The sequence below is a fragment of the Kitasatospora sp. cg17-2 genome, assembly GCF_054031055.1.
Genome location: NZ_CM132923.1, coordinates 8,063,700 through 8,087,001, shown reverse-complemented (window position 1 = coordinate 8,087,001; position 23,302 = coordinate 8,063,700). Strand labels below are relative to the sequence as shown.

Genomic DNA, 23,302 nt, shown 5'->3' with positions numbered 1-23,302 from the left:
CGGGGGCCTGCCCATTGACGGTGTGCAGGCGACTGATTGACTTCCGAGGTCCCACCACCGCGGGCGGCAGGATCCACGGCCGTCCGCCCGACCAGCATGCCGACGACCACCCCGACGACCGCACTGACGACCACTCCGACGACTGTGCCGAGGAAGCCATGCCCAGCCTGCACCCGCTGCTGTCCGGTTTCGCCCCGATCTGGGCCCTGACCGGTGTCGGTTACGTCCTCGGCCGCAGCAGACTGCTCGGCGACCAGGCCGAGCAGGTGCTGAACCGGTTCGTCTTCCACGCGGCCATGCCCGCCGCCCTGTTCCTGATGATCGCCCGTACACCGCTGGACCGGTTCGCCAACCCCTCCATGCTCGCGTTCACCGCGAGCACCGCGGTGGCGGGCGGGCTCGGACTGTTCGCCTCGTACCGGCTGTTCGGCCGCGCGCTGCCGGAACGGACGCTCGGCGGGATGGCCGCCGGGTACGTCAACTCGGCCAACCTCGGCATCCCGGTGGCCGTACAGGTGCTCGGCGACGCCTCCTTCGTCGGCCCGGTGGTGCTGTTCCAGATCCTGGTGGTCACCCCGGCGGTGCTGACCGTGCTGGACTCCGGCCGGGCGGGCCTGCGGGCGGCGCTCACCCTGCCGCTGCGCAATCCGATCCTGCTGGCGGTGGGTTTCGGCGCCCTGCTCTCGGCGACCGGCTGGCGGCCGCCGGCCGAGCTGAATCGTTCCTGCGAACTGCTGGGCGGCGCCGCCGTACCGACCGCCCTGGTGGCGCTCGGCCTGTCGATCTGCCACCCGCCCGCGGTCACCGGCGCCTCCCGCTACCTGGAGGTCGGGACGGCGGTCGCGATCAAGAACCTCGTCCAGCCGCTGACGGCCTGGGCGGTCGGCGCCCTCGTGCTCGACCTGCCGCCCCACCAACTGCTCACCGTGGTGCTGTTCTCGGCCCTGCCCACGGCGCAGAACGTGTTCACCTACGCCCGCGAGTACAACCACGGCGCCGTCTTCGCCCGGGACTCCGTGCTCGCCTCGACGCTCGTCTCGATGGCCACCCTGTCCCTGGTCGCCTGGGCACTCGGCCCGGCGTAGCCGCTCCCCCTACTCCGCCCGGGCCGAGGCCACCACCCCGGTCATCGCCACCAGGAACCGTCGCGCCACAGCGAGTTCCGCCTCCCCGAAGGCGCCCATCGCGGCCATCAGATCGGCGACCAGCCCGCCGAAGAAGGCCTCGCCGAGCTCGACCGCGCGCTCCTCCACCAGCAGCCGGACCTTGCGGCGGTCCTCCTCGTCACGCTCGCGCCGGATCAGCCCCGACCGCTCCAGCCGGTCGACCAGCCCCGTCGTCCCGGCCGAGTTCAACCCCAACGCCGCCCCGAGCCGCCCCGGGGTCACCACGGCCCCGGACCGCCCGGCGTCCAGCAGATGGACGAGCCCCCGCAGATCCGTCGGATGCAAGCCGTTCCGCGCGGCGAACTCGGCACCGAACAGGTCGAGTTCGGACGTCAGCCCGCGCAGCAGTCGGATCAGCTGCGTCGGCGTCTGCGACGGCTCCACCTCATCGCCCCTTCCCCGGAGTCCCTGAACACGCCCAGAACCCCACCCCTACCCCCACCCGCCCCGGCCGATGCCCTCCGCCACCCCGCCACTCGGCACAACCGGTCCGACCTCGCCGCCCACCGGATCCCGCGCCGCTCGGGAGCGGCGACGGCTGCCGGTCCCGGCGGCCGGCAGGCCGGGGATCCCGGCGGCGGCACGGCGGGATCCCCGGCCGACGGACGCGGGGGAATCGCCACCGCGCTCCGGGCCCGGCCGAACGGATCCCTCGCAAACGCACCCGCCCCATCGGCCGCCGCGCACCCACTCAAGCGCTCAAGGGCTGCCCGCCGCGCGTTGCGAGAAGACCGCCGCCGCCGCACCGGCGAGCCTCTCTCCTGCCCCGTGCCCCGTACCCCGAGCCGTCCCGGTATCCGCGTCCGACGGGGCGCTCGCCGGGCGGGTGGCTGTGGCCTCCGCCGGGGAAGCGAGCGAGCATGGTCGGCGGGAACCGTCGAAATCGACGTGGAGGTAGCGATGAAGGTCGTATTCGTCCACGGGGCGTGCGTGCGGGACGGGTCGTGGTGGTGGCGCCGAACCGCCGGACTGCTGCGGGAACGCGGAGTGCCGAGCGTGGCTCCGGAGCTGCCGAGCTGCGGCGAGGCGGGCCGGCCTGCCGGAGCCGACGGGCCGGGGCTGCCCGAGGATGTGGCGGCGGTGCGGCGGGTGCTGCGGGCGGACGACGAGCCGACCGTCGTGGTCGCCCACAGCTACGGCGGAATCGTCACTGCGGAGGCCGCCGCGGGGATCGGATCCGTGCGCCATCTGCTGCTGGTCTCCAGCTATCTGCCCGAGGTCGGGCAGAGCCTGTCCGACTTCGGGGACGACGGCCCCGCCCCCTTCCTCGACGTCGATCCCGGCACCGGCACCTTCGGCGTCCGGCCCGAGCTGCTCGTGCACACCTTCCTCCAGGACTGCGACCCCGAGGACCGAGCGCGGGCAGGGCGCCACCTCGCCCGGCAGAGCATGCACGTGATCACGCAGCCGGTCGGCGCGGCCGCCTGGCAGCAGGTGCCCTCGACGTACCTCGTCTGCGCCCAGGACCGAGGCACCCCGCCCCGGCTGCAACGCGACTTCGCCCGCCGAGCCGACAGCGTGGTCGAACTCGACGCCGGCCACCACCCGTTCCTGTCGCGGCCTGCGGCGGTCAGGGACCTGCTGCTGAGCCTGTGACAGCAGCGTTGCCCCTCTCGACCGTGCCCCTCCTGGCCGTGGCCCGCTTGGCAGTGGTCCTCTTGGCAGTGGCCTGCTTGTTCGGCCGAACGGGTCAGTGGGCCCTGTTCAGTAGATCAGGTACCCGGGCCGGTGCCCTTCGTCGTCGATCTCTCCGGTCGCCTGTGCCCGCAGCTTGCGCGAGAGTGCCTCCAGAGCCCGGGAGGCCGCGACCTCTTCGCCGATCCTGGCGAGCGGGCGGTCCTCCGCGCTCTTGGTCGCCTCCCCGTGCGCCGTGAGACCCGGCGCCCGGGCGCCCGTCAGCCTCGCCTGGCAGCCGGTGTGAACACCGTCCTCCTCGAAGCTCAGCTCCACATCCCACTGGTTGTGCATGCCACACCTCCTGGCGTCGGCGCACCTCGCGCCCGCTCGGGCCGGTCCGGGCAGTGCTCCCGTGGCGGCCGCTCACACCAGCGTGCGCCCGTCGGCACGGGAGCGGCAAGCGGGCCCGGAGCAGGCCCGGCGGGCGGCGGGGCCCGGCGCCACGCCCGGGTCGTTGCGCGGGTCTGCGCCCCACCCCGGCGGTAGGCTGGCCACAGCGCGTCAATGCCGCGAAAACCCTGCTCCGGAACACCGAAACCCGCCTGGGCGCACCCCGCCGAGGCCCCGGAGCCCGGCGGTGCGGCGCGGTCGGCAACCATCGGGCGGTCCATCCGTGGCGGTCTTCCTCCTGGCATTGAGTGCCGCCTGCTTCCTGGGCCTCGGCTTCGTCCTCCAGCAGCACGCGGCACAGCGGGCCCCTCGTGCCGACCTGCTGCACTGGCGTCTGCTGCTGGACCTGCTACGGATGCCGGAATGGCTGCTCGGCACCGGATTCATGGTCATCGGGTTGATCCTCTCCGCGCTCGCCCTCAACCAGGGCGAGGTCTCGCTGGTCGAACCCCTGCTCGCGACCAACCTCATCTTCGCGATGGCGCTCGCCAGAGTGCTGACCCGCCAGACGCTCGGACGCTCCGGCTGGGCGGGGGTGGTGCTGCTGGCGCTGGGCGTGACGGTGTTCATCGTGGCCGGCCGCCCCACCGGCGGAGGCCCGCCGGCGAGCGAACTGCGGCACTGGCTGGTGATCGGGACGGTGGTCGGGCTGACCCTGCTGCTGGTCTCGTTCGCCCGCCGGCTGCCGCTGTTCGAGGAGGCGACCCTGCTCGCGCTCGCCGCCGGCCTGCTCTACGGGCTCCAGGACGCGCTCACCCGCACCACCACCCAGCGGCTCGACCATCAGGGACTGGACGCCGTCCTGCGCAGTTGGCAACCGTACGCCGTCGTCGTGGCCGGTGTGGTCGGCCTGCTGCTGGTGCAGAGCGCGTTCGAGGCCGCGCCGCTGCGGATGTCCCTCCCCGCGCTGACCGCCGCCCAGCCGATCTCCGGCATCGCCTGCGCGGTCGGCTTCCTCGGCGACCGTCTCCGGGTCACCCCGGGCGCGCTGGCCTGGGAGGTGATCGGTCTGATCGCCATCGTGATCGGTGTCGTGGTGATCGGCCGCCACCCCGCCCTGCCGGGCGGCACCGGCAACGGCGGCACCGGCGGCGGTCCGGAGCCGGTCGGTCCGACCGAGCACCCGTCCGAGGCCTCCGCCGAAGGCGCCCCCGACCCGGGCTCCAGCTCCACCACCGGCCCTGGCCCTGGCCCTGGCACCAGTACTGGCACCAGCTCCGGTGACCCCAGCGACACCGGCTGATCCCCGACCCTCAGGACCGTTGACCGACCGACCCATCGCCGACCACCGGAGACCTCATGTGCTGGAGTGCCCAGGCGGACCTCGTCGTCGGCAGCGCCGTGACGACCGTCGGCGTGCTCTGCCTCGTGCGTGCCCACCGCGCCGGCCGACCCGAACGCCTGCCGCTCGCCGCTCTCCCGCTCGTCCTCGGGATCCACCAGCTGATCGAGGCCGCGGTCTGGTTGGGTGCCGACGGCGACCTGCCGGCCGCACCGGCCGGCTGGGCCCGCACGGCCTGGGCGGTGATCGCTCTGCCCCTGCTCCCGCTGCTGGTCCCGATCGGCGTCCGCTGCGCCGCCCGGGTCGACCGCCCTCGTCAGCGACTGCTGACCGGGTTGGTGATCCTCGGCCTCCTCGTCGCCGTGCCCTTGGCCCACACCATCGCCACCCATCCGGTCGGCGCCACCGCCCATGCCCACACGCTCGACTACAGTCTCGGCGCCCCGCACCCCGCCCTCCTTCTCTCCGGCTACCTCCTCGCCACCGTGGGCTCGCTCCTCCTCAGCGGCGACCGCCGCCTGCGTCAGCTCGGCCTGCTGACCGGAATCGGCGCTCTGGTCTGTGCCCTCCTCTGGCAACTCGCTTTCGTCTCCACCTGGTGTGCCCTCGCCGCCCTTGCCTCCGTCCTTCTCCTCCGCTGGACGGCCTCACCACTTCCCGCCCCTGACCCCCGGAGCTCGTAACCCCTTTGCCCATGACCGGCGAGGGCATTCGGCCGGCAGGTGACTGGGGCCGTGAGGTTGTCAGCCGGGTAGCGGGGCCGTCGGGCCCGGGACCTTCTGCTCCGGGGTGCTGCTCGCGTCCGGGGCCGCTTCCGGGGCACGGCCACGCTTGCGGTCCATCTCCCGCCACTCGGGCCGCAGGCCGGACAGGGCGGTGGTGGCGATGTACAGACCGCCGCACGCGAGCAGCACCGGTATGAGCCCGACCATGGACACGGCCGCGCCGGCGAGCAGGCCGCCCAACGGGATCCCCGCCCAAGCGAGCGAGTCGCCCAGCGCGTTGACCCGGCCCAGCAGGTGGCGGGGCACCCGCTCGAACTGCACGGCCCCCAGGATCGGGTTGAGGAAGCCACCGCCGAAGCCGCTGGCCGCGAAGACCGCGACCACCAGTCCCATCGGCACGTCCATGGTGAGGACGAGGAAGCGTGGGGCACCGACGATCAGGAAGCCGACGAAGAACACCGTCCGGCGCGGCAGGCGGTGGGCGACCGCCGCCGCGATCAGGCTGCCGACCACCGCCGCGATCCCCCAGGCACTCCCGGTCAGACCGATCGCGGCCGGGCCGCCGCCCGTCTCCCGGGCCCAGACCGGCACCAGCACGGTGAGGAACGCCGCGTCCAGGAGGTTGGTCACCGCGACCGTGACGATGACGGTCAGCAGCAGCGGCTCGCCCCGCAGGAAGGCGAATCCCTCCCGGAACATGCGCCAGTAACCGACCGGTCCGTCCCCGTCGACGGCGGCGACCCCGCCTCCCGTCGGAGCGGTCGTCGGCCCCGATGCCTCCGGCACAGCGGCCCCGCGGCCCATCCCCCGGGGGAGCGCGACGGCGATCACCAGCGAACCGAGTGCGAAGGCGACCGCGTTGACCGTCAGACCGGCCATCGGACCGAGCAGGGCGATCAGCCCGCCACCGACCGCCGGACCGATCGTGGTGGCCAGCCGCTCCGTCACCCCGGACAGACCGGTGGCGCGCTCCATGGGGATCCGGCCCCGGTCGGCCGCCTCGGCGACCATGACCTCCTTGGCCAAGTCCCCCGGGCCGCGGGCGGCACCAATCATGGCGACCATGACCAGCAGGAGCCAGAACGGCAGCAGGCCGAACGCGTGCAGCAATGGGACCAGGCCCGCCGCGACGGCACTCACCGCGTCCGTCGTCCAGGAGACGACACGCGGACCGAGCCGGTCGATCACCGGGCCGGTGAAGGCCTTGACCAGCACATAGGGCGCCAGCTCGACGAACGCGACGACTCCCGTCATCGTGGCGCTGCCGGTCGTGGCCAGCACGAACCACGGCAGGGCGATCGCCGAGACCCGGGTACCGGTGAGCGAGATCGCCATCGCCGTCAGCACCCCGACGAGCGGCCGGAAACTGCGCGGCCCGGTGGCCGGGCCCTTGGCGGCCGGGCCGTCGGCGGTCGCGGACGTCGACCCGGGCGACGGCACCCGGGGCGGAATCGTGGCGTCCGTGGTCATCGCCGGTCCTCCGACTCGTCGTCTTCGACGCCCTGCGGCTCGGGAAGCACCTGGACGACCACGGCCACCCGGTCCGTTCCCTCGGGGACGGGGCCTCCCGGGTCGATGCGGCGGTAGCGGGCGACCACCTCCGACATCTCTCGGGCCAGGCCCCTGGCCTCCTCCGGGGTCAACTGGAGCACCATGTCGCTGAAGTCCATCGCCTGCCGCCACTCCGGCGTCATCGTCTCGTAGGCATTGAGCGCCGTCTGTGCCGTGAGGGTGTGGGCCGCGACGATCGACCGCAGATAGCCGAGCGCAGCCTCCGGGTCCTCGCCGCTGTCGGTCCACCAGCTCACCAGGTGGACCGACTTCCACCAGCGGTCCCGGGCGTTGCCGCGCTCGGTGTCCTCGGCGACGAAGCCGGACGCCGCGAGCTGGCGGAGGTGGTAGCTGGTCGCTCCCGAGTTCAGCCCCAACTGCTCGGCCAGCTTGGTGGCGGTGGACGGCCCGTTCTTCCGGAGCAGCCCGATCAGCTGCACCCGCACCGGGTGGGCCAGGGCCCGCAGGCCCTTGGCATCGATCACTACATCGGTCTGCGGATCCGGGCTGTGCGGCCACCGGCGGTCATCGGTCATGGCACTACCGTAGAACCGCAAAGGGTTCTTCGCAAAGGTTTTTTGCGAAGACGTCTTTGCGGTTTCGAACGGAGGTCGCGCCCCGCCACAGGACCGGCCGTCGTCGGCCCGGGCTCGGGCTCGGGCTCGGGCTCGGGCTCGGTCCGTGCCTCAGTCCCGCGCGACGGCCAGCACCAGGACCACGGTGAGCCCGCCGCCGGCCGTCTGCTCCACCCTCAGCCTGCCCCCGGCCGCACGCACCAAGGCCGATATCGACGGCCCGACCGGCTCCGGCCCGCCCGTCCCCCGCCGGGGGGCGGTCTCCTCCCCCGCGCCACCCATGGCCCAGCCGCTCCCGCCGCCACTGCCCGGACCACCGATCGCGCCGCCCGGCGCCCAGCCGGCACCCGGGATGCCCGGCTCGCCGTACATCCCGGCGAGCAGCCACCGACGGGCCTCCGGCGGCTCCGACGCCCCCCGGTCCACGACCCTCAGCTCGACCCTGGCGGGATCGGCCGTCCACGCCTCCGACCCGCCGAACGCTCCCCCGGTGAACGCCCCCTTGCCGAGCACCCCCTTGCCGAGGGAGCCCTTCCCGGCAGCCCCGCGGCCGAACACCCCTCCCCGCCCGACCCCGCCCCGAGCACCCAGCAGGCCGTCCGGCCCCGGCAGCGGATCGGCCCGGACCAGCACCCTGGCCCCCGCCGGACTGCGGCGGATCGCGTGGTCGACCAGCCCGGCCAGGGCGGCCTCCAGCCGCGGGGCGTCCGCGATCACGACCGGTAGCCCCACCGGAAGCCGGACCACCACGGAGGCTCCCCGACCGCCGCCCCGCAGCACCCGTCCGACCACCTCCGCCACCTGTACGTGCCTCGCGTCCGGTACGCAGCCGCCGACCCGGTCGATCCAGCGCAACCGCTCCAACTCCGGCCGCGACAACAGCTGCGGCCCGGCCATGCCGCCGACCGCGGACCGGCCCGGACTCGCGACACCCACCGTCCCGATCGGCGCGGCGAGCATCGCCCCTTGCCGGTCCGGCTCCGACCGACCGCCCCCACCCACGCCCTTGAGCAACCGCGCGCCCGCCAGCGCCCCGGACCGCCGGAGCGGGCCGAGCCCGCCCAGCGCCCGGGCACCCGACGCGACGTAGCCCCAGAGCTTCCCGCCAGCCATCGTTCTGCCCCTCGTCCATCGCGGACCCGATCCGCCACCCCGTGGCGGACCGGTGCGGGCCGCTTTCCCCGGCCCTGCGCCAAGCCTGCGCCCCCGCCGCCCGGGTGACAATCCGGCCCCGGTGCCACACCAGCCGCTGCTACCCCGCCGACCAGCGGGGCCACCCTCCGGCAACCGGCGGGAGCACCACACCGGCGCGCGTCGGTCCGCACGCGCCCCCACCTCGGCCGCCCACCCCTTCCGCGCACCGACCACGACTCCTCCGCACCCCACCTTCGGACGCCCGCGCACACCCGGCCCGATCCGACCCGCGAACCTAGACTGACCCCATGGCCCGGCTCAACGACAAGGTCAGGGAGCTGTTGCAGGAGTACGCCGACCTGATCTCGATCACCGGCGGCGACGCCTTCCGCGCCCGCGCCTACGAGAAGGCCGCCCGTGCGGTGGGCGGCCACCCCGCGGACATCGACGGCCTGGACGTGAAGGGGCTCCAGCAGATCCCCGGGGTCGGCAGGTCCACCGCCGAGAAAATCGCCGAGTACCTCACCGGCGGGCGGATCGAGGCTCTGGAGACGCTCCGGGCCGAGATCCCGTCCGGAGTACGCGCGATGATGTCCGTCCCCGGCGTGGGACCGAAGCGCGCGCTCGCGCTCTACCGCGACCTCGGCATCGCCTCCGTCGACGAACTCGCCGAGGCGATCCGCGCCGACCGGCTGAGCGAGGTCCCCGGCCTGGGCGAACGCAGCGGCGAGAAGATCCTGCACGGCATCGAACTGATCCGGCAGTCCGGCGGCCGGACGCTGCTGGACGCCGCCACCGCGCTGGCCGACCGGATCGTCGAGGCAATCGCGGCAGCACCGGGGTGCACCCGCTGCGCGCACGCGGGCTCGCTGCGCCGGATGCGCGAGACGGTCGGCGACATCGACGTCCTGGCCACCGCCGAGGATTCGGCGCCCCTGATGGCCGCGCTCACGGCACTCCCCTGTACGGCCGAGGTGATCGGCACCGGGCCGACCAAGACCTCGATCCGCACCACGGACGGGATCCAGGTCGATCTCCGGGTGGTCCCGGAGGAGGACTGGGGAGCCGCCCTGGTCTACTTCACCGGCTCGAAGGCACACAACATCAAGCTCCGGACAATGGCGGTGCGGGCCGGCCTGAAGCTCTCCGAGTACGGGCTGTTCGACGCCGAGGGCGGCGAGAAGATCGTGTCGGCGAGCGAGGACGAGGTGTACGCGGCACTCGGCCTGCCCTGGATCGCGCCGCCGCTGCGCGAGGACCGGGGTGAGATCGAGGCCGCCCTGCGCGGCGAGTTGCCCGAGCTGGTGGCCGAGGCGGACCTCCGCGGCGACCTGCACACCCACACCGACCTGACCGACGGGCTGGCCACCCTGGAGGAGATGATCGACACCGCGGCCGCCCGCGGCTACGCGTACTTCGCGGTCACCGACCATGCCCCCGACCTGGTGATGCAGCGGATGACGGACGAGAAGATGCTCGCCCAGCGTGAGCGACTGAGTGAACTGGCCGGGCGGCACCGTCGGATGCGACTGCTGCACGGCACCGAGCTGAACATCGGCCCGGACGGCACCGTCGACTGGCCGGCCGAGTTCCTGTCCGGTTTCGACGTCTGCGTGGCCTCCGTCCACTCCCACTTCGGCGCGGACCGGGACGCCCAGACCCGTCGGCTGATCCGTGCCTGCGAGAACCCGCACGTGCACATCATCGGCCACCTCACCACCCGCAGGATCGGCCGGCGCGGACCGATCGACGTCGACCTGGACGCCGTCTTCGCCGCTGCCGCCCGGACCGGGACCGCGATCGAGATCAACAGTTCTCCCCAGCGCCTCGATCTGCGGGACGAGGACGTGCTCCGGGCCAAGCGCCACGGCGTGAAGTTCTCGATCGACAGCGACGCGCACGCCACCCCCCACCTCGCCTATCCCAGGTACGGGATCGGCACTGCCCAGCGCGCCTGGCTCACCGCCGAGGACGTGATCAACACCTGGCCGTGGCAACGCCTCAAGCGGTTCCTCCGCAAGGACGCGCTCCGCGCCTGAGCCCGACCAGGTCCGTACCACCGAAATCGGAAAATTGTCTGTTTTGTGGGAATTTTTCCCGGATACCCCTGGTGCGACGGTCGCCCGAGGCGCATCATGGTGGTGGACCTGCGAGGTAGCCGCGGAGGTTCGACCGCAGGAGGCAGTGGCGACAGATCGAGACGGATCAGGGTCTGCCGCTGGTACCTCGGTCGACGATCGAACTACTGGCCGGAGGACGGGACGTCCGGAGGCCACCCCCACCTCGCAGGTTCCGCGTGTCCGGCCGGACCCCTCACCGGCCGGACGTTCCGTGCCGGCCCAACGGCGGTCCGGCAACGGTTCCGTCCCTACGATGCGGTCGGCACCGCATACCCCATCTCCCACGCGTGCACGGCGATGCCCACCCGGTTCTGCACGCCCAGCTTGCGCTGGATGCTTGCCACATGCGTCTTCACCGTGCCGGGGGAGATGAAGAGTTCGGCGGCGATGTCGGCATTGGTCCGGCCGCCCGCCACATGGCCGGCGATCTCCACCTCGCGTTCGGTCAACGGCGCGGCGGGGGCCGACCGGCGGTCCACCCGCCGGGGCGCGGTCACATGCTGGAGCAACCGCACGGTGACCGCCGGGCTGATCAGGCTCTCCCCTCCCGCCGCCGCACGGACCGCCTCGGCGAGCAGGGCCGGACCGGACCGCTTCAGCAGGAACCCGGAAGCCCCGTACCTCAGCGCCGGATAGACGTACTCGTCGAGGTCGAAGGTGGTCAGCACCACCACTCGCACGGGCGTGACCGCCCCCGGAGCGGCCAGGCGCCTGGTGAGCTCCAGGCCGTCCATCCTGGGCATCCGGATGTCCACGAGCGCGACGTCCGGGCGCAGCTCCGCCGCGAGTTCGAGCGCGGCGACCCCGTCGGCCGCCTCCCCGACCACGGTGATGTCGGGCTGGGCCTCCAGGATCCGCCGCACGCTCCGGCGGACGGCCTCCTGGTCGTCCGCGATCAGGGTACGGATGGGCTCCGGGTTCGGACTCGTCACGCACGGAAGTCTCGCACGACGGGCCTCGGGCGAACCCTGCCCCCTTGACGTCCTGACGTCCGGTCACGGTACGGCCGGTGGAGACCGGGGCGGGTGCGGCGGCCATGGCGGGCCCTCCTTCTGACACGAGGTTCGGTCGATCACGACTACGAGCTTCGCCGCTCATCGAGCCGCTGCCATCTGCCGAACGGCACCTTTCTACGGCCGATTTCTTCCCGCACCCCTGCCGTTCGGCCTAGCGAACCGGCAGTTCGCAGCTCGTCCGCCAACCCAGCGGCCGCAGCGGAGCGGGCTCCAGCGGTCCGGACTCCAAGGTCCCACCGTGCACGGCGAGGCGTTCCGCAAGGCCGGGCAGACCGCTCCCGCCACCGCCCCGCAGGCGACGCAGTCCACGGACGCCGCCGGGCGCCCTGCCGTCGTTGCTCACCGACACCCGCACCACCGCCGCCGTCCCGCCCTCGGCCGCCCCGGCCTCCACCCGGACGACCGCCTCCGCGGCCCCCGGAGCGTGCCGTCGCACATTCGTCAGCGCCTCCAGCACGACCGCGTACGCGGCGCCCTCCGCGTCCGGCGACAGCAGACCCGCGGCGTCCCGCGCCCCCTCGAGTCGGGCCCGGGTGGGACCGGTCCGGTCGAAACGATCCACCAGCTCCGGCAGGTCGGCCAGCCCGTACACCCGGGTGGCACCGGTCGCACTCGCCGGGCCCACGATCGCGCCCGGCGGGTCCACTCCGCCGGCCGCGCCGCCGTCCCCGCCGTCCTCGTGCGGCTCCCGCAGCGCTCCCACCATCGCGTCCATCGAGTCCAGCGCGCGCAGGCCGGCCTCCTCCAGCCGTCGCAGCAGCGCCGCCGTCTCCTCCGCTCCATGGTCGCCCGGCAGTTGACCGGCCTGTGCCTCCAGCACGATGCCGGTGATCTCGTGCGCCACGAAGTCGTGCAACCCCCGCGCCACCTCCAGGCGCTGCTCACGCCGCGCCTTCGCCACCGCGCGCTCGCGCCGCGCGTCCAGCACCCGCAGGTAGAGACTCGCCCCGACCACGACGGCCAGCGGCACCCCCGAGGTCAGGACGGCCAGCACGGAGGCGGTCCAACCACCGTTCGGGGTCCGGACGGTGAAACGCAGCGGCACGGCCACCACCGCCGTGACGGCCAGGGCACCCGCCGGCCCGGCCCACCGGCCCCGGCCCCGCCGGACCACCCGGCCCACCAGGATCAGCAGGGCCACCCACTCGAACGGCAGCCAGAAGGCGGGCAGCCGGAACGGGCCGGAGTAGACCAGGTCGAGCAGCAGCGAGGCGGCGGCCACCCCGCCCACCGCACCGATGAGCGTCACCCGCCCGCTCGGCCACCGCACCGCGGCCACCAGCACCGCCCCGGCGGCCATGACGGCCAGCAGGAGCGCCGCGGCACGCTGACCCGGGTGCGCCAGCAGCACGGGCGCGAGCACGAACAGCGCGGCCACCACCCCCACCGGCCCTCGGAGCGCCGCAGGGCGACTCACACCGCCGCGGGACGCGGGGACAACGGGAACAGCGGACCGGCCGTGGACCGCGTCCATCGAGGAATCAGCAGGCATACGTCCGAGCCTAAGCTCGCGACGGTCGGGCGGCCGACGGCCTCCCACCGGACACCAACTCCTGCCGAAGAGAGCCGAATCCACCACAAGCAAGGTCAAACTCCCTCGTCCGAGGGAGGTACGAGTCCCAGAAAGGGGGGGATGTTAGTCCGTGACCGAACAGAGAGTCGGACCAACTCCACCCGGACTCACGAGAGGACGCCCTCCATGCGCTTCCGCCTCAGCACCACCGCCGCCCCGACCGAGGCCTACCGGCCCCCGAGGTGCCCGTCCGGGACCACCGCGGCGAGGTACCGTTCATCGGGACCGGCACCGGTGCCTCCTGGGCCGTCGCACCGGGCCCGCCCGCTGCCGCGCGCCGGTACCGCCACCGCCCGCCCCAGCTCGCCGCACGGATCCGGAGAACCAAGCCGATGCCCACCCGCCACCGTCCGTCCTCCGGCCCGATCCGGGCACACCTCACCGCGTCCCCCGCCGCCGGCAGCACCACGGCGACGACGACGGTCGGCCGCCGATGAGTGTCGCGTCCGGCCTCGGACGGCTCGCCGCCGTCGGCCCGTACTTCGCCCTCGACGCGGCCGAGGCTCCCGGGCAGGGCCCGCCGCCGGGCTTTCGACCGCTGCGGGAGTTCTACGCCCCGGGCCAGGACGGCCTGTTGGCGGGCCGGGTTCGGGAGGTCGGCCGGAGGCTCGGCACGACCGAAGCACGGGTCGCGGCCTCGATCCTGCACCTGGGCCTGGCCTCCAGGTTCTGCTCGGTGGGCCTCGCCGCCGCCGTGCTGGTCGGCGACGTGCCCGCCCTGACTCCCGATGAAGCGTGGGTCCGCGTCCCCGAGCAGGGACCGATCGACCTCTGGGCTCCCTACTCGCCCACGTCGACGGCAGGGCCCGCCTCGGAGAACGCACGGATCCCGGCCGATCCCGGCCGACTCGCCGACCGGTTCCGCCGGACCGTCGTCGAGGGGCAGTTGACGGAGCTGGCGGCGGCCGTCCGCTCCACGGTCCCGCTCTCCGACGGGCTGCTCCGGGGGAACGCGGCCTCCGCCCTGGCCGGCGCTCTGCGCATGCTGGACGCCCACCTCGCGCGAACGGCTCCCGACCGAACCTCCACGGCTCCGGGGCTGGCCCGGTTCCTGGTCGCCCACGTGCTCGACCACCCGCCCCTGGCCGGGACCGGAACCCTGACCGTCAGCGGCGCTCGGTCCGGCACCGGGTTCCGACGCACCAGTTGTTGCCTCTACTACCGGATCGGTCCGCAGGCGGGCGTCTGCGGCGACTGCTGCTTCACCAGCCCACCACGCCGCCCCTGAGTCGAACGGAGCCAGAAGACGGCCGGACGCCCGGACCGTCCGTCGGCCCGCATCCGTAGCCGCAGCGCCCTACCGCTCCAGCGTCGCGGCCAGCAGATTGGGGTCGCTCCTTGAGAAGAAGGCCGCACTCGGCACGTACACCCGGTCACCCCGGATCCCGACCGAGGTCGGGTTGGAGAGACCGTCCGAGGCGTCGAGCACGGTGTGCCGAGTACCGTCACCACGGAGGTAGACGGCCTCGCTGGAGGTGTTGAGCGCTGCGATCAGCTCGTCACCGACACCCACGAAGGCGAAGTCGTCGAGCCCTGCGAGCCCGTCGGCGCGGACCTCGACCGGGCCGGCGGAGCCGTCCGGACCGATCGGGATTCGCAGCAGCGAGCCACTGTCGGTGTTGCCGACCCAGACGGCGCCGCGATGCACCTTCAGGCCGTTGGCGCCGAAAGCGCCGGTGGGCCTGAGGCGGGCATCGTCCGACCAGGCCACTGGGGTACCGCCGGCCGTCGGCACGACCCGGACCAGGCCGAGCGCCGAGTCGGCGGAGTACAGCACGCCGGCGCGCTCGTCCAGCGCGAGGCCGTTGGGCAGGCTGTTCGCGGGGAGGGCGGCGATGCGCTCCGGCTCACCACCGGGGCAGAGCCTCCAGATCCCGGTGAGGTCCTCGGTGCCGGTGGCGTAGGCGAAGTAGAGCGTGCCGTCGTGGGCGCGGGCCAGGCCCGAGACGGCGGCGGCACCGATGACCGGGGTCGCGGGGTGAGCGGGTGCGGGCATGTCGGCCAGGACGGTGAGCCGGCCGTCGCGGTCGAGGTGGACGACCTGACGGGCGAAGGACAGGGTGAGGTCCACCGAACCGTCGGGTTCGACGGCGATGTTCTCGGGCTGGCGCCCCTGGGCCAGATCGAAGTGGGCGACGATCCGGGGCTGCGAGAGCGGTGGCGCGACGGCGACGGCCGGGGTCACGGCGAGCAGCGCCACAGCGACGGCGGTGACCGGCACTGCTCCCAGCGACCGACCGGCACGAGGAGTGCGGGTGAACCAGGACGCAGGGGCCGCACAAGAGCCCTGAGGCGCCGGACAGTTACGGGTAGAACGAAAGGGGCGAGGCACGGTGGTACTCCTCGGGACGGCGAACGGACGGGGCGGCGTCCCCCGTCGGCAGAGCACGCCCGATCCTGCCATCCGGGAGGCAGCAGGCTGTGCCGCCACGCAGGTCACCCGACATGCCGCGCCGGGCGGACGGTGCACGTCCCGACGGCTGGGGCCCGCAACCGGCTTGTCCAGGGCCGGTCGCGGGCCGCCGATCCCCACCCGGAGTCGATGCCCCTGTCACCGGGTGAAGTTCTCGCACGGAGTTGACGGACAATCAGATCGCGACTGCCGACTCCTCCATCTCCTCCTCCGCCCCGGACCCCTCCCCGCGCGACGACCCGGCCCCGCGCGCCGCATCGACGGCAGCGACCGCACCCGGCGTCACCGCCCGGCCGCGCCGTTCGTACAGCGCGGCTCCGACCACGAGCACACCGGCGGCCGCCAACCACACTGCCAGCACCAGGAGGTGACCGCCGAAGCCGGCACCGCCGTCGAAGTAGAGCAGACTGCGGGCACCCTCCAGGAAGCCCGCACCGGCCCAGAAGGAGTGCAGCCCGCCGAAGAAGCCGTTCTGCAGCTCCGGCCGGTACACACCGCCGGAACTGGTGAAGTTCAGCATCACGAACAGCACCATCATCGCCAGCGTGGTCCACCGCTTGAGGAAGGTGTGGAGGCCGATGCCGATCCCGATCACCCCGGCCGAGTAGAGCCAGCCGAGCGCCCAGACCCCGACCAGGTCGTGGTCCACCACATGGAAGACGGGCCCTGCGGTGAGAATCCCGATCACGCTCACCGCCAACGACACGCCCACCCCGACCAGCACCCGGAACCGCATGGCCAGAGCCGCACCCGCCGCGCCGATCACCGCGACGCTGCCGTAGGAACCGATGCTGAGCGCGACCAGCAGGAAGAACAGGCCTTGACCGGTGGGGTCGCCCTCGCTCGGGGTGGTGAGGTCCGTGACGGCCAGGGGGACGCCCTGCTGCGCGGTCACACGCTGGAAGACCTTCTCGGCCGCCATCGCCGAGGTGTCCGAGTTGGCCTTCGCGACCAGGAGTTCGGGGCGGCTGGCGTCGGGGAGGAAGGCGCCGACCAGGTCCCGGTCCAGCAGTCCCTGTTCGGCGGCGGCACGGTCCGGCAGCGAGGTGACGTCCAGAGCGTCGCCCGCCCGGCCCTGCACCGCCCCCGCCAAGGCCCGCGCCTCCGGGGTGACGCCGACGACGGCGACCTTCAGATGGTGCGGCTCGGGCTGGTGGAAGGCGCCTTGGTAGGCGAGCGCCATACCGAGGCACATCAGCAGCGGGGTGAGCAGGTGGAACGCCAGGTGCTTGAGCGAGTGCCCCACAGCGGGCGCTGCGACTGTGGTCGGGGTTGTGCTCATGAAGTTCGGTCCGTCCTCCGGCGGTCGCCAGCGAAAGAGGGCAATAGAAGATGGTAAATGCAACTATCTGGATGCAGTATACAACTACTTCGGGGGCGGGCCGAAGCCCGCCCCCGATCAGCCCGCGCCCCCGCAGGGCGGCGACACCGACTCCGGGCCCATCACTCCAGGCCCATCGCTCCAGACCCTTCACCCGGGCCCGTCACCCCAGGTCGAAAACCCCGTACGAGAACCCGTCCGCCCGGAGCTCACCCGCCGCGTCGACCCGCACACCCTGGACGTCCAGCGGGGTGACCCCACCCGTCCGGCCCGCCCAACCCGCCCGGTCGACCCGACCGGACACACCGACGCCGTCCAGCAGCCCGTCGAGCGGGAGAACCGCCGGCTCCCGCCGCGGGTTGATCACCACCAGGTACCGCCCGGCACGGGTGTACACCAGCGGGTACCCCGCGTGCCGGACCTCCACCGAGCCCCGCGCCCCGAGCCCCGGGTGCTTGCGGCGCAAGCCGATCAGCCGCCGCACGGTGTGCAGCAGCGAGGTCGGGTCGGCCCGCTGGGTGGCGACGTCCGGCCGGTGCGGGTCCGGATCCACCGGGAGGTAGAGCCGCTCCGCCGGGGCGGCCGAGAAGCCCGCGTTCGGACCGGGCGCCCACTGCATCGGCGTACGCGACCCGGCCCGGTTGTACGTCGGGCCGAGCACGCTGCCCTCGACGTCGGGGAGGTCCGGCACGTAGCGCATGCCGATCTCGTCGCCGTAGTACACCGCGGGCAGGGTGGGCCAGGTCAGCACCAGGGCGAAGGCCGGGGCGAGCTGCTCGGCACTGCGCGGGCCGGTCGCGAGCCGGGAGAAGTCGTGGTTGGCGGTGGGGAGGGCGATGTGCCCTGCGCCCTCCGTCAGTTGGGCCGCCGAGCGCCAGGCGTCCAGGAACACCCGGGGCGTGCCGCGTCCCTCGGCCTCGAAGTAGCACGGGCCCTGCTTCCAGAACTCCTCCACCGTCCCAGCGTTGTTGTTCCAGAGCGAGCGCAGCGGCAGGCCGTGGTCCGGGCCGCCGAACTGGAGCAGGAAGTCCGCGTGGAAGCCCGCGGCGACGGCTGCCGCCGGGTCTCCCCATTCGGCGAACAGCGCGGCCTGCGGGTGGTCGCGGTCGAGCCAGTCACGCAGCTCGGTCCAGAGCTTGCCCGTCTCGGCGAAGCCCGGGTCGTCCTTGACCAGGGAGGACGCCATGTCGACCCGGAAGCCCGCCAGTCCCAGGCCGAGCCAGTGCGCCATGATCTCGCGCAACGCGGCACGGTTGGCGCGGGGCCCCTCGGCGTCGACGGGCTGGCGCCAGGGCTGTTCCGGATCCTCGCGCCCGTAGCCGAAGTTGAGCGCCGGCTGGCACTCGAAGAAGTTCGGCCGGTACCACCCGGCCCGGCTGCCCGGGGAGGCGACGAAGCCGTCCACCGGCCGGTCGGACCAGATGTAGCGGTGGTCGGACGGATCCTCGGCCGAGGCCCGGAACCAGGGGTGCTGGTCGGAGGTGTGGCCGGCGACCAGGTCCAGCAGGATCCGGATGCCCTTGCGGCGCGCCGCCTCGACCAGCGCGGCGAGGTCGTCGGCCGTGCCGTAGCGCGGGGCGGGTGCGAGGTAGTCGGTGACGTCGTACCCCGCGTCGCGGAAGGGCGAGGCGAAGCACGGGTTCAGCCAGACCGTGTCCACGCCCAGCCAGGCGAGGTGGTCGAGGTGCTCGGTGATGCCCGCGAAGTCGCCGACGCCGTCGCCGTCGGAGTCCGCGAAGGTCTGGGGGTAGATCTGGTACAGCACGGCGTCCGTCAGCCAGTCGGGGCCGGGGCGGGTCGAGGTCATGGGTGGGATCCTCCTACCGGGTACCGAGGGGCTACCGATTCTCGTCGATTCCCCGTCGCCCCAACAGTCCGGCTCGACCACTCCCGGACCGGCGCGGGACTCCTGGAAGGAGCCCCCAGCCGTGCCGCGCGCCCTCCCGAGCCCCTCCCGCTCCTTCACACCCCACGGTTGGTACCCGCCGCGCCGGGCCTGCCGCCCCGCAGGACGTCGCACATCGGCCATCGCGCGCGTCGAGCACCTCGCACCACACGCGTCCGGTCCGGACCGGTCGTGCGCGGGGCGGCACACTCCTCGCCTCCCCGCGCACCGAACCCCCACGCACCGAACCCCCCGCACACCGAATCCCCGCGCACCGGACCTGCGCGCACCGGACCTCGCCATGACCAGCCCCCGTGACCGGCCCGCTGAAGGGGACGACGCCCCGCCTCCGCTCCGGTCGCCCCGCTAACGGGGCGCGCAGGCCTCCGTGAACGCCCGGGCCCGACGGGTGATCTCCGCCCAGTCCCCGGCCGCGACGACCTCCGGCGACACCACGTCCGTCCCGGCGCAGACGGCGAGTGCTCCGTGCGCCAGGAACTCCGCCGCGTTCCCCGCGTTGACACCGCCGGAGGCGACCAGCGGGACATCGGGGTACGGACCCCGCAGATCCTTGAAGTAGCCGGGACCGAACGCCCGGGCCGGGAAGATCTTCACCGCCGCGGCACCGAGGTCCACCGCCTGGGCAACCTCGGTCGCGGTGAGCGCGCCGAGGATCACCGGGACTCCCGCCGCGTGCGCGACCTCCGCCACCTCGCGTCGCAGACCGGGCGTGACCAGGAAGGAAGCCCCCGCGGCGAGCCCCTGCTCGGCCTGGTCCGCGGTGAGCACCGTCCCGACCCCGACCCGGTGGCCGGCCTGAGCCGCCCGGTGCAGGTGGGTGGTCACATCGGGCGTGGTGAAGGTGAACTCGGTCCAGGTGATACCCCCTTCGGCGAGCGCCGCGCAGAGCGCGGCGGCGTCCGGTATCCGCGGCGCACGGACGACCGCGACCACCGGCGAGGCGGCGAGCGCGGCCCGCGCCGCTGCCGCCATGGCGGCAGCGGAGGGCGTGCGGCTCCCCGGTCCCGGGCTCCCGGAACTCGGACCCGCCGACTCCCGATCCACGAAACCCGCTTCGACCGACCGCGTTCCGACCGACGGCGTTCCGACCGACTGTGCTTCGACCGACCGCGTCTCGACCGGCCTCGCGTCGACCGACCTCGGACCAACTGAACTCGAATTCACGGCGTGCGCTTCCATTCCACTCGGTTTCACTGGGCACCCTGATTCACTGCGCGCTCTGGTTCACGGGGCACTCGACACAGGCCCCGGCCCCGGCCCCGGCCCCGCCCGCCCCACCCCGCTCCGCTCCGCCACCGGCGCGCTCAGCTCCACAGCACGCGGCCGTCATATCGCCTCCGCCCCGCGCCCCGTCCGGCGCAGCGCCCGACCGGGCCGCGCCCCCGTGGTGCGGCCCTGCTCCACCACGGCCACGCCGTTCACATAGACGTGTTCCACGCCGACGGCGGGCCGCCTCGGCTGCTCGAACGTCGCCGCGTCCTGGACGCGCTCGGGGTCGAAGAGGACCAGGTCGGCGTGGAACCCGGGGGCGATCCGCCCGCGCCGGTGCAGCCGCAACCGGGCCGCGGGCCGACCGGTCATCCGGGCGACCGCTTCCTCCAGCGTGAGCACGCCGGACTCGCGGACGTACCGGGCCAGGTAGCGGGGGAAGGTGCCCCAGGCCCGCGGGTGCGGGCGCGCGCCGACCAACAGCCCGTCGCTGCCGACGGTGTGCACGCGGTGGCGCATGATCGCCCGCACGTTCGCCTCGTGGCCGACGTGCTGGAGGATGGTGGTGGCCAACTCGTCGCGGAGCAGCAGGTCGAGGAAGATCTCCGTGCCGCTCCGGCCCTGCTCGACTGCGAGTTCGGCGACGGTCCGGCCGACCGCGTCGGCGAGTTCGGGGGCCCGGACGCCGGAGAGCTGGATGGTCGCCCAGTCGGTGACCACGCCGTGGCAGCCGTCGCTGCCCTTCTCCTCCACCTCGTACCGGATCCGCTCCCGCGCGACCGGGTCGCCGAGCCGCGCCAGGGTCGCCTGCGGTCCGCCTTCGGTGGCCCAACTGGGCAGCAGGGCGGCCAGGGTGGTGGATCCGGGCAGGTAGGGATAGCTGTCCAGGGTGAGGTCGACGCCGTCGTCGAGGGCCCGGTCGAGCAGCGCCAGCAGTTCATCGGCGCGGCCCTCGTTGACACCGAAGTTCATGGTGGCGTGGGTGAGGTGGAGCGGGCAGCCGGACCGCCGGGCGATCTCGACCATCTCCTCGTATCCCTCCAACGCGCCTGCCCCGTAGGAGCGTTGGTGGGGAGCGTGGAAGCCTCCGAAGCCGGCGACGACCCGGCAGAGTTCGACCAGCTCCGCCGTCCCGGCGTACATCCCCGGGGTGTACGTCAGGCCGCTCGACATCCCGACCGCGCCCTCGACCAGCCCCTGCGCCAACAGCTCGCGCATCCGGTCGAGTTCGGCGGCACTCGGGGCCCGGTTCTCCCAGCCCATGGCGAGCATGCGCAGCGAGCCGTGCGGCACCAGGTAGCAGGCGTTGACGGCGGGGCCGGTCCGGTCCAGCCGGTCCAGGTAGCCGCCGACGGTGCGCCAGTCCCAGTCGAAGTCGTCCGGGTCGCCGTTCCAGCCGGCGATCTGGCGGCGGAGCGCGGGCAGGGTGGTGTCGTCGACCGGCGCGTAGGAGAGGCCGTCCTGGCCGAGGACCTCGCAGGTCACACCCTGGGTGACCTTGGCGGGGTGCTCCGGTTCGCGGAGCAGGGCGAGGTCGGAGTGGGCGTGCATGTCGATGAACCCGGGCGCCAGGACCAGCCCGTCCGCGTCGACCGTCCGCGCCGCGCCGGCACCCGACCGGCCCGCGCCACCGACGCCACCGCCCGAGCGCCTCGCAGCACCCGACGCCACCGCCCCGCCCGGCGCCCCGACCTCGACGATCACCCCGCCGGCGATCCGCACGTCCGCCCGGTAACGCCCGGCCCCCGTGCCGTCCACCACCGTGGCGCCGCGGAACAGCACGCTCCCACCGCCGCTGGTGCTCATCAGAAGAACGTCCTGACCAGCCCGGTCACCTTCGGCTCGGCCGCCGAGGCATCGTCCAGCACCGGGATCATCGTCCACTTGTCGAAGGCGGTGCACGGGTGCGAGATGCCGAGCCGCAGCACGGCGCCGACCGGCGCGAGGTCGCCCGCGTCCCGGAGGAACGCGTGCTGGTCGTTGAGCGCGGTGATCCGCGCCGCCGTGCCCGTCAACTCCGCCCCGCCCCGGACCAGATGCGGTTCCGGCAGGCCCTCGTCGAACGGCAGGTCGCGCTTGCCCGCGTCCAGCAGCGCCAGCTGCGGCTCGGGCCGGGACACCACGCGCGCCCACCCGTGCAGCGCCCCGCGCAGCGCTCCGCCCCCACCGGCTCCCGGCTCCTCCGCACCCCGGGCGAGCGGCGAGATCCCCCGGTAGAAGCCGTCGTCGTGCGCGAGGTAGGCACCCGAGCGCAGCACCACGAAGGCTTCCGGCAGCGCTCCCAACTCCTCGGCCACCAGGTCGAAGTAGGCACTTCCACCGGCCGTGACCACGGGCGGGGCGTCCTCGGCGTACCGCCCGGCCAGCCGCCCGTGCAACTCGGCCAGCGACCGCAGGTACCCGCGCACCGTGCCGAGCCCGCTCTCGCTCGCGTCGTGCGCCAACGCACCCTCGTACCCGCCGATCCCGGCCAGCCGGAGCGTCGGCGCGCGGCGCACGGCTTCCGCGATCTCCACCGCGCCGTCGACGGTGCGCGCGCCGGTGCGGCCACCGGGGCCGCCGAGTTCGACCAGCACCTCGACCGGGCGCTCGGCGCCGGCCGCGCGCAGGGCCTCGTCCATCAGTCGGACGCTCTCCACCGAGTCGACCCAGCAGGCGAAGGCGAAGTCGGCGTCGGCGGCGAGCTCTCCCGCCAGCCAGCGCAGGCCCGCCGGGTCGAGCAGGGAGTTGGCGAGCAGCAGCCTCCGCACACCGAAGGCGCGGGCGACCCGGAGCTGCGGCAGGTTGGCGAGGGTGATGCCGTGGCTGCCCGCGTCCAGCTGCGCCTGCCAGAGCGCGGGGGCCATGGTGGTCTTGCCGTGCGGGACGAGCGCCACGCCGGCGTCCGCGCACCAGCGGGCCATGGTGCGGAGGTTGTGGTCGAGCGCGCCGGCGTCGAGCGTGAGCAGCGGGGTACCCAGGTCGGCCAGGGTGGGTCCGGTGGCCAGGTACTGGCGGACGGTCAGGCCGTCGGCGGCCGGCGGCAGCGCCTTGAACCGCCAGTCGAGCACCTCCTCGGCGAGTGCCGCCACCGCGCCGGCGTCGATACCCGCACCACCACCACCGGGGCCGCCGGTCCCGCGACCGCCGCCGCCACTCCCACTGCCGTCGCCGCCACTGCTCGCGAAGGTCTGGTCCACCGTCTTCCTCCATCTGCCATGTTGCAGCATGTGCAATGAGGGTTGCACATGCTGGCAACACGGTT

General features: G+C 73.7%; 19 protein-coding genes. 6 read left to right on the top strand and 13 right to left on the bottom strand.

Features of this window, described 5'->3' with window-relative positions; translation table 11 throughout:
• The first annotated feature begins 158 nt into the window (after positions 1–158).
• On the top strand, positions 159–1,085 hold the full coding sequence (locus ACW14Y_RS34055; protein WP_456984644.1) for an AEC family transporter: 927 nt from the start codon (positions 159–161) through the stop codon (positions 1,083–1,085).
• 9 nt (positions 1,086–1,094) lie between these two features.
• Here ACW14Y_RS34055 and ACW14Y_RS34050 read toward each other — a convergent pair whose 3' ends face one another.
• Complete coding sequence (locus ACW14Y_RS34050) at positions 1,095–1,550, bottom strand: MarR family winged helix-turn-helix transcriptional regulator (RefSeq protein WP_266273161.1); 456 nt, start codon at positions 1,548–1,550, stop codon at positions 1,095–1,097.
• Between the two features lie 516 nt (positions 1,551–2,066).
• On the opposite strand from ACW14Y_RS34050, the gene ACW14Y_RS34045 reads away from it, so the two are divergent.
• Positions 2,067–2,762, top strand: a complete 696-nt coding sequence (locus ACW14Y_RS34045) for an alpha/beta fold hydrolase (RefSeq protein ID WP_456984643.1) — start codon at positions 2,067–2,069, stop codon at positions 2,760–2,762.
• Between the two features lie 108 nt (positions 2,763–2,870).
• Here the strand turns inward: ACW14Y_RS34045 and ACW14Y_RS34040 are convergent, their stop codons facing one another.
• A complete protein-coding gene (locus ACW14Y_RS34040; protein WP_045944660.1) occupies positions 2,871–3,134 on the bottom strand; it encodes a dsRBD fold-containing protein in 264 nt (87 codons plus the stop codon).
• A gap of 322 nt (positions 3,135–3,456) precedes the next feature.
• Here ACW14Y_RS34040 and ACW14Y_RS34035 point away from each other — a divergent pair, with 322 nt between their 5' ends.
• Together ACW14Y_RS34035 and ACW14Y_RS34030 are read left to right on the top strand one after the other, a co-directional pair.
• Complete coding sequence (locus tag ACW14Y_RS34035; RefSeq protein ID WP_456984642.1) at positions 3,457–4,476, top strand: DMT family transporter; 1,020 nt, start codon at positions 3,457–3,459, stop codon at positions 4,474–4,476.
• A 56-nt stretch (positions 4,477–4,532) separates the two neighbouring features.
• Positions 4,533–5,198, top strand: a complete 666-nt coding sequence (locus tag ACW14Y_RS34030) for a DUF6629 family protein (protein WP_456984641.1) — start codon at positions 4,533–4,535, stop codon at positions 5,196–5,198.
• Between the two features lie 60 nt (positions 5,199–5,258).
• On the opposite strand, the gene ACW14Y_RS34025 is transcribed toward ACW14Y_RS34030, so the two are convergent.
• From ACW14Y_RS34025 to ACW14Y_RS34015, 3 genes are all read right to left on the bottom strand, one after another.
• Entirely contained in the window at positions 5,259–6,710 is a 1,452-nt protein-coding gene (locus ACW14Y_RS34025) for an MFS transporter (protein WP_456984640.1), read from the bottom strand.
• The gene (locus tag ACW14Y_RS34020; protein WP_380300539.1) at positions 6,707–7,327 is read right to left on the bottom strand and encodes an ArsR/SmtB family transcription factor; all 621 of its coding nucleotides are present in this window, start codon (positions 7,325–7,327) and stop codon (positions 6,707–6,709) included. Before ACW14Y_RS34020 ends, ACW14Y_RS34025 begins: the two co-directional genes overlap by 4 nt.
• A gap of 150 nt (positions 7,328–7,477) precedes the next feature.
• Entirely contained in the window at positions 7,478–8,479 is a 1,002-nt protein-coding gene (locus ACW14Y_RS34015; RefSeq protein ID WP_456984639.1) for a hypothetical protein, read from the bottom strand.
• Positions 8,480–8,808: 329 nt separating this feature from the next.
• Here ACW14Y_RS34015 and polX point away from each other — a divergent pair, with 329 nt between their 5' ends.
• Complete coding sequence (gene polX, locus ACW14Y_RS34010) at positions 8,809–10,539, top strand: DNA polymerase/3'-5' exonuclease PolX (RefSeq protein WP_456984638.1); 1,731 nt, start codon at positions 8,809–8,811, stop codon at positions 10,537–10,539.
• A 329-nt stretch (positions 10,540–10,868) separates the two neighbouring features.
• Here polX and ACW14Y_RS34005 read toward each other — a convergent pair whose 3' ends face one another.
• A complete protein-coding gene (locus ACW14Y_RS34005) occupies positions 10,869–11,552 on the bottom strand; it encodes a response regulator (protein WP_380300542.1) in 684 nt (227 codons plus the stop codon).
• Positions 11,553–11,787: 235 nt separating this feature from the next.
• Positions 11,788–13,053: a sensor histidine kinase gene (locus tag ACW14Y_RS34000; RefSeq protein ID WP_456984637.1), complete on the bottom strand. Its 1,266-nt coding sequence runs from the start codon at positions 13,051–13,053 to the stop codon at positions 11,788–11,790.
• Between the two features lie 589 nt (positions 13,054–13,642).
• On the opposite strand from ACW14Y_RS34000, the gene ACW14Y_RS33995 reads away from it, so the two are divergent.
• Positions 13,643–14,437 carry a (2Fe-2S)-binding protein gene (locus tag ACW14Y_RS33995; RefSeq protein WP_456984636.1) on the top strand — a complete coding sequence of 265 codons (795 nt, stop codon included), beginning with the start codon at positions 13,643–13,645 and terminating at the stop codon, positions 14,435–14,437.
• 69 nt (positions 14,438–14,506) lie between these two features.
• Here the strand turns inward: ACW14Y_RS33995 and ACW14Y_RS33990 are convergent, their stop codons facing one another.
• From ACW14Y_RS33990 to ACW14Y_RS33965, 6 genes are all read right to left on the bottom strand, one after another.
• The gene (locus ACW14Y_RS33990; RefSeq protein WP_456984635.1) at positions 14,507–15,430 is read right to left on the bottom strand and encodes a hypothetical protein; all 924 of its coding nucleotides are present in this window, start codon (positions 15,428–15,430) and stop codon (positions 14,507–14,509) included.
• Positions 15,431–15,797: 367 nt separating this feature from the next.
• A complete protein-coding gene (locus tag ACW14Y_RS33985; protein WP_456984634.1) occupies positions 15,798–16,904 on the bottom strand; it encodes a hypothetical protein in 1,107 nt (368 codons plus the stop codon).
• Between the two features lie 202 nt (positions 16,905–17,106).
• Entirely contained in the window at positions 17,107–18,750 is a 1,644-nt protein-coding gene (locus ACW14Y_RS33980) for an alpha-amylase family glycosyl hydrolase (RefSeq protein ID WP_456984633.1), read from the bottom strand.
• A gap of 444 nt (positions 18,751–19,194) precedes the next feature.
• Entirely contained in the window at positions 19,195–19,821 is a 627-nt protein-coding gene (locus tag ACW14Y_RS33975; RefSeq protein WP_380300548.1) for a bifunctional 4-hydroxy-2-oxoglutarate aldolase/2-dehydro-3-deoxy-phosphogluconate aldolase, read from the bottom strand.
• Between the two features lie 354 nt (positions 19,822–20,175).
• Positions 20,176–21,864 (bottom strand): N-acyl-D-amino-acid deacylase family protein, encoded by a 1,689-nt coding sequence (locus ACW14Y_RS33970; RefSeq protein ID WP_456984632.1) that lies wholly within the window; start codon positions 21,862–21,864, stop codon positions 20,176–20,178.
• A complete protein-coding gene (locus ACW14Y_RS33965; RefSeq protein ID WP_456984631.1) occupies positions 21,864–23,237 on the bottom strand; it encodes an alanine racemase in 1,374 nt (457 codons plus the stop codon). Before ACW14Y_RS33965 ends, ACW14Y_RS33970 begins: the two co-directional genes overlap by 1 nt.
• Between the last annotated feature and the right edge of the window lie 65 nt (positions 23,238–23,302).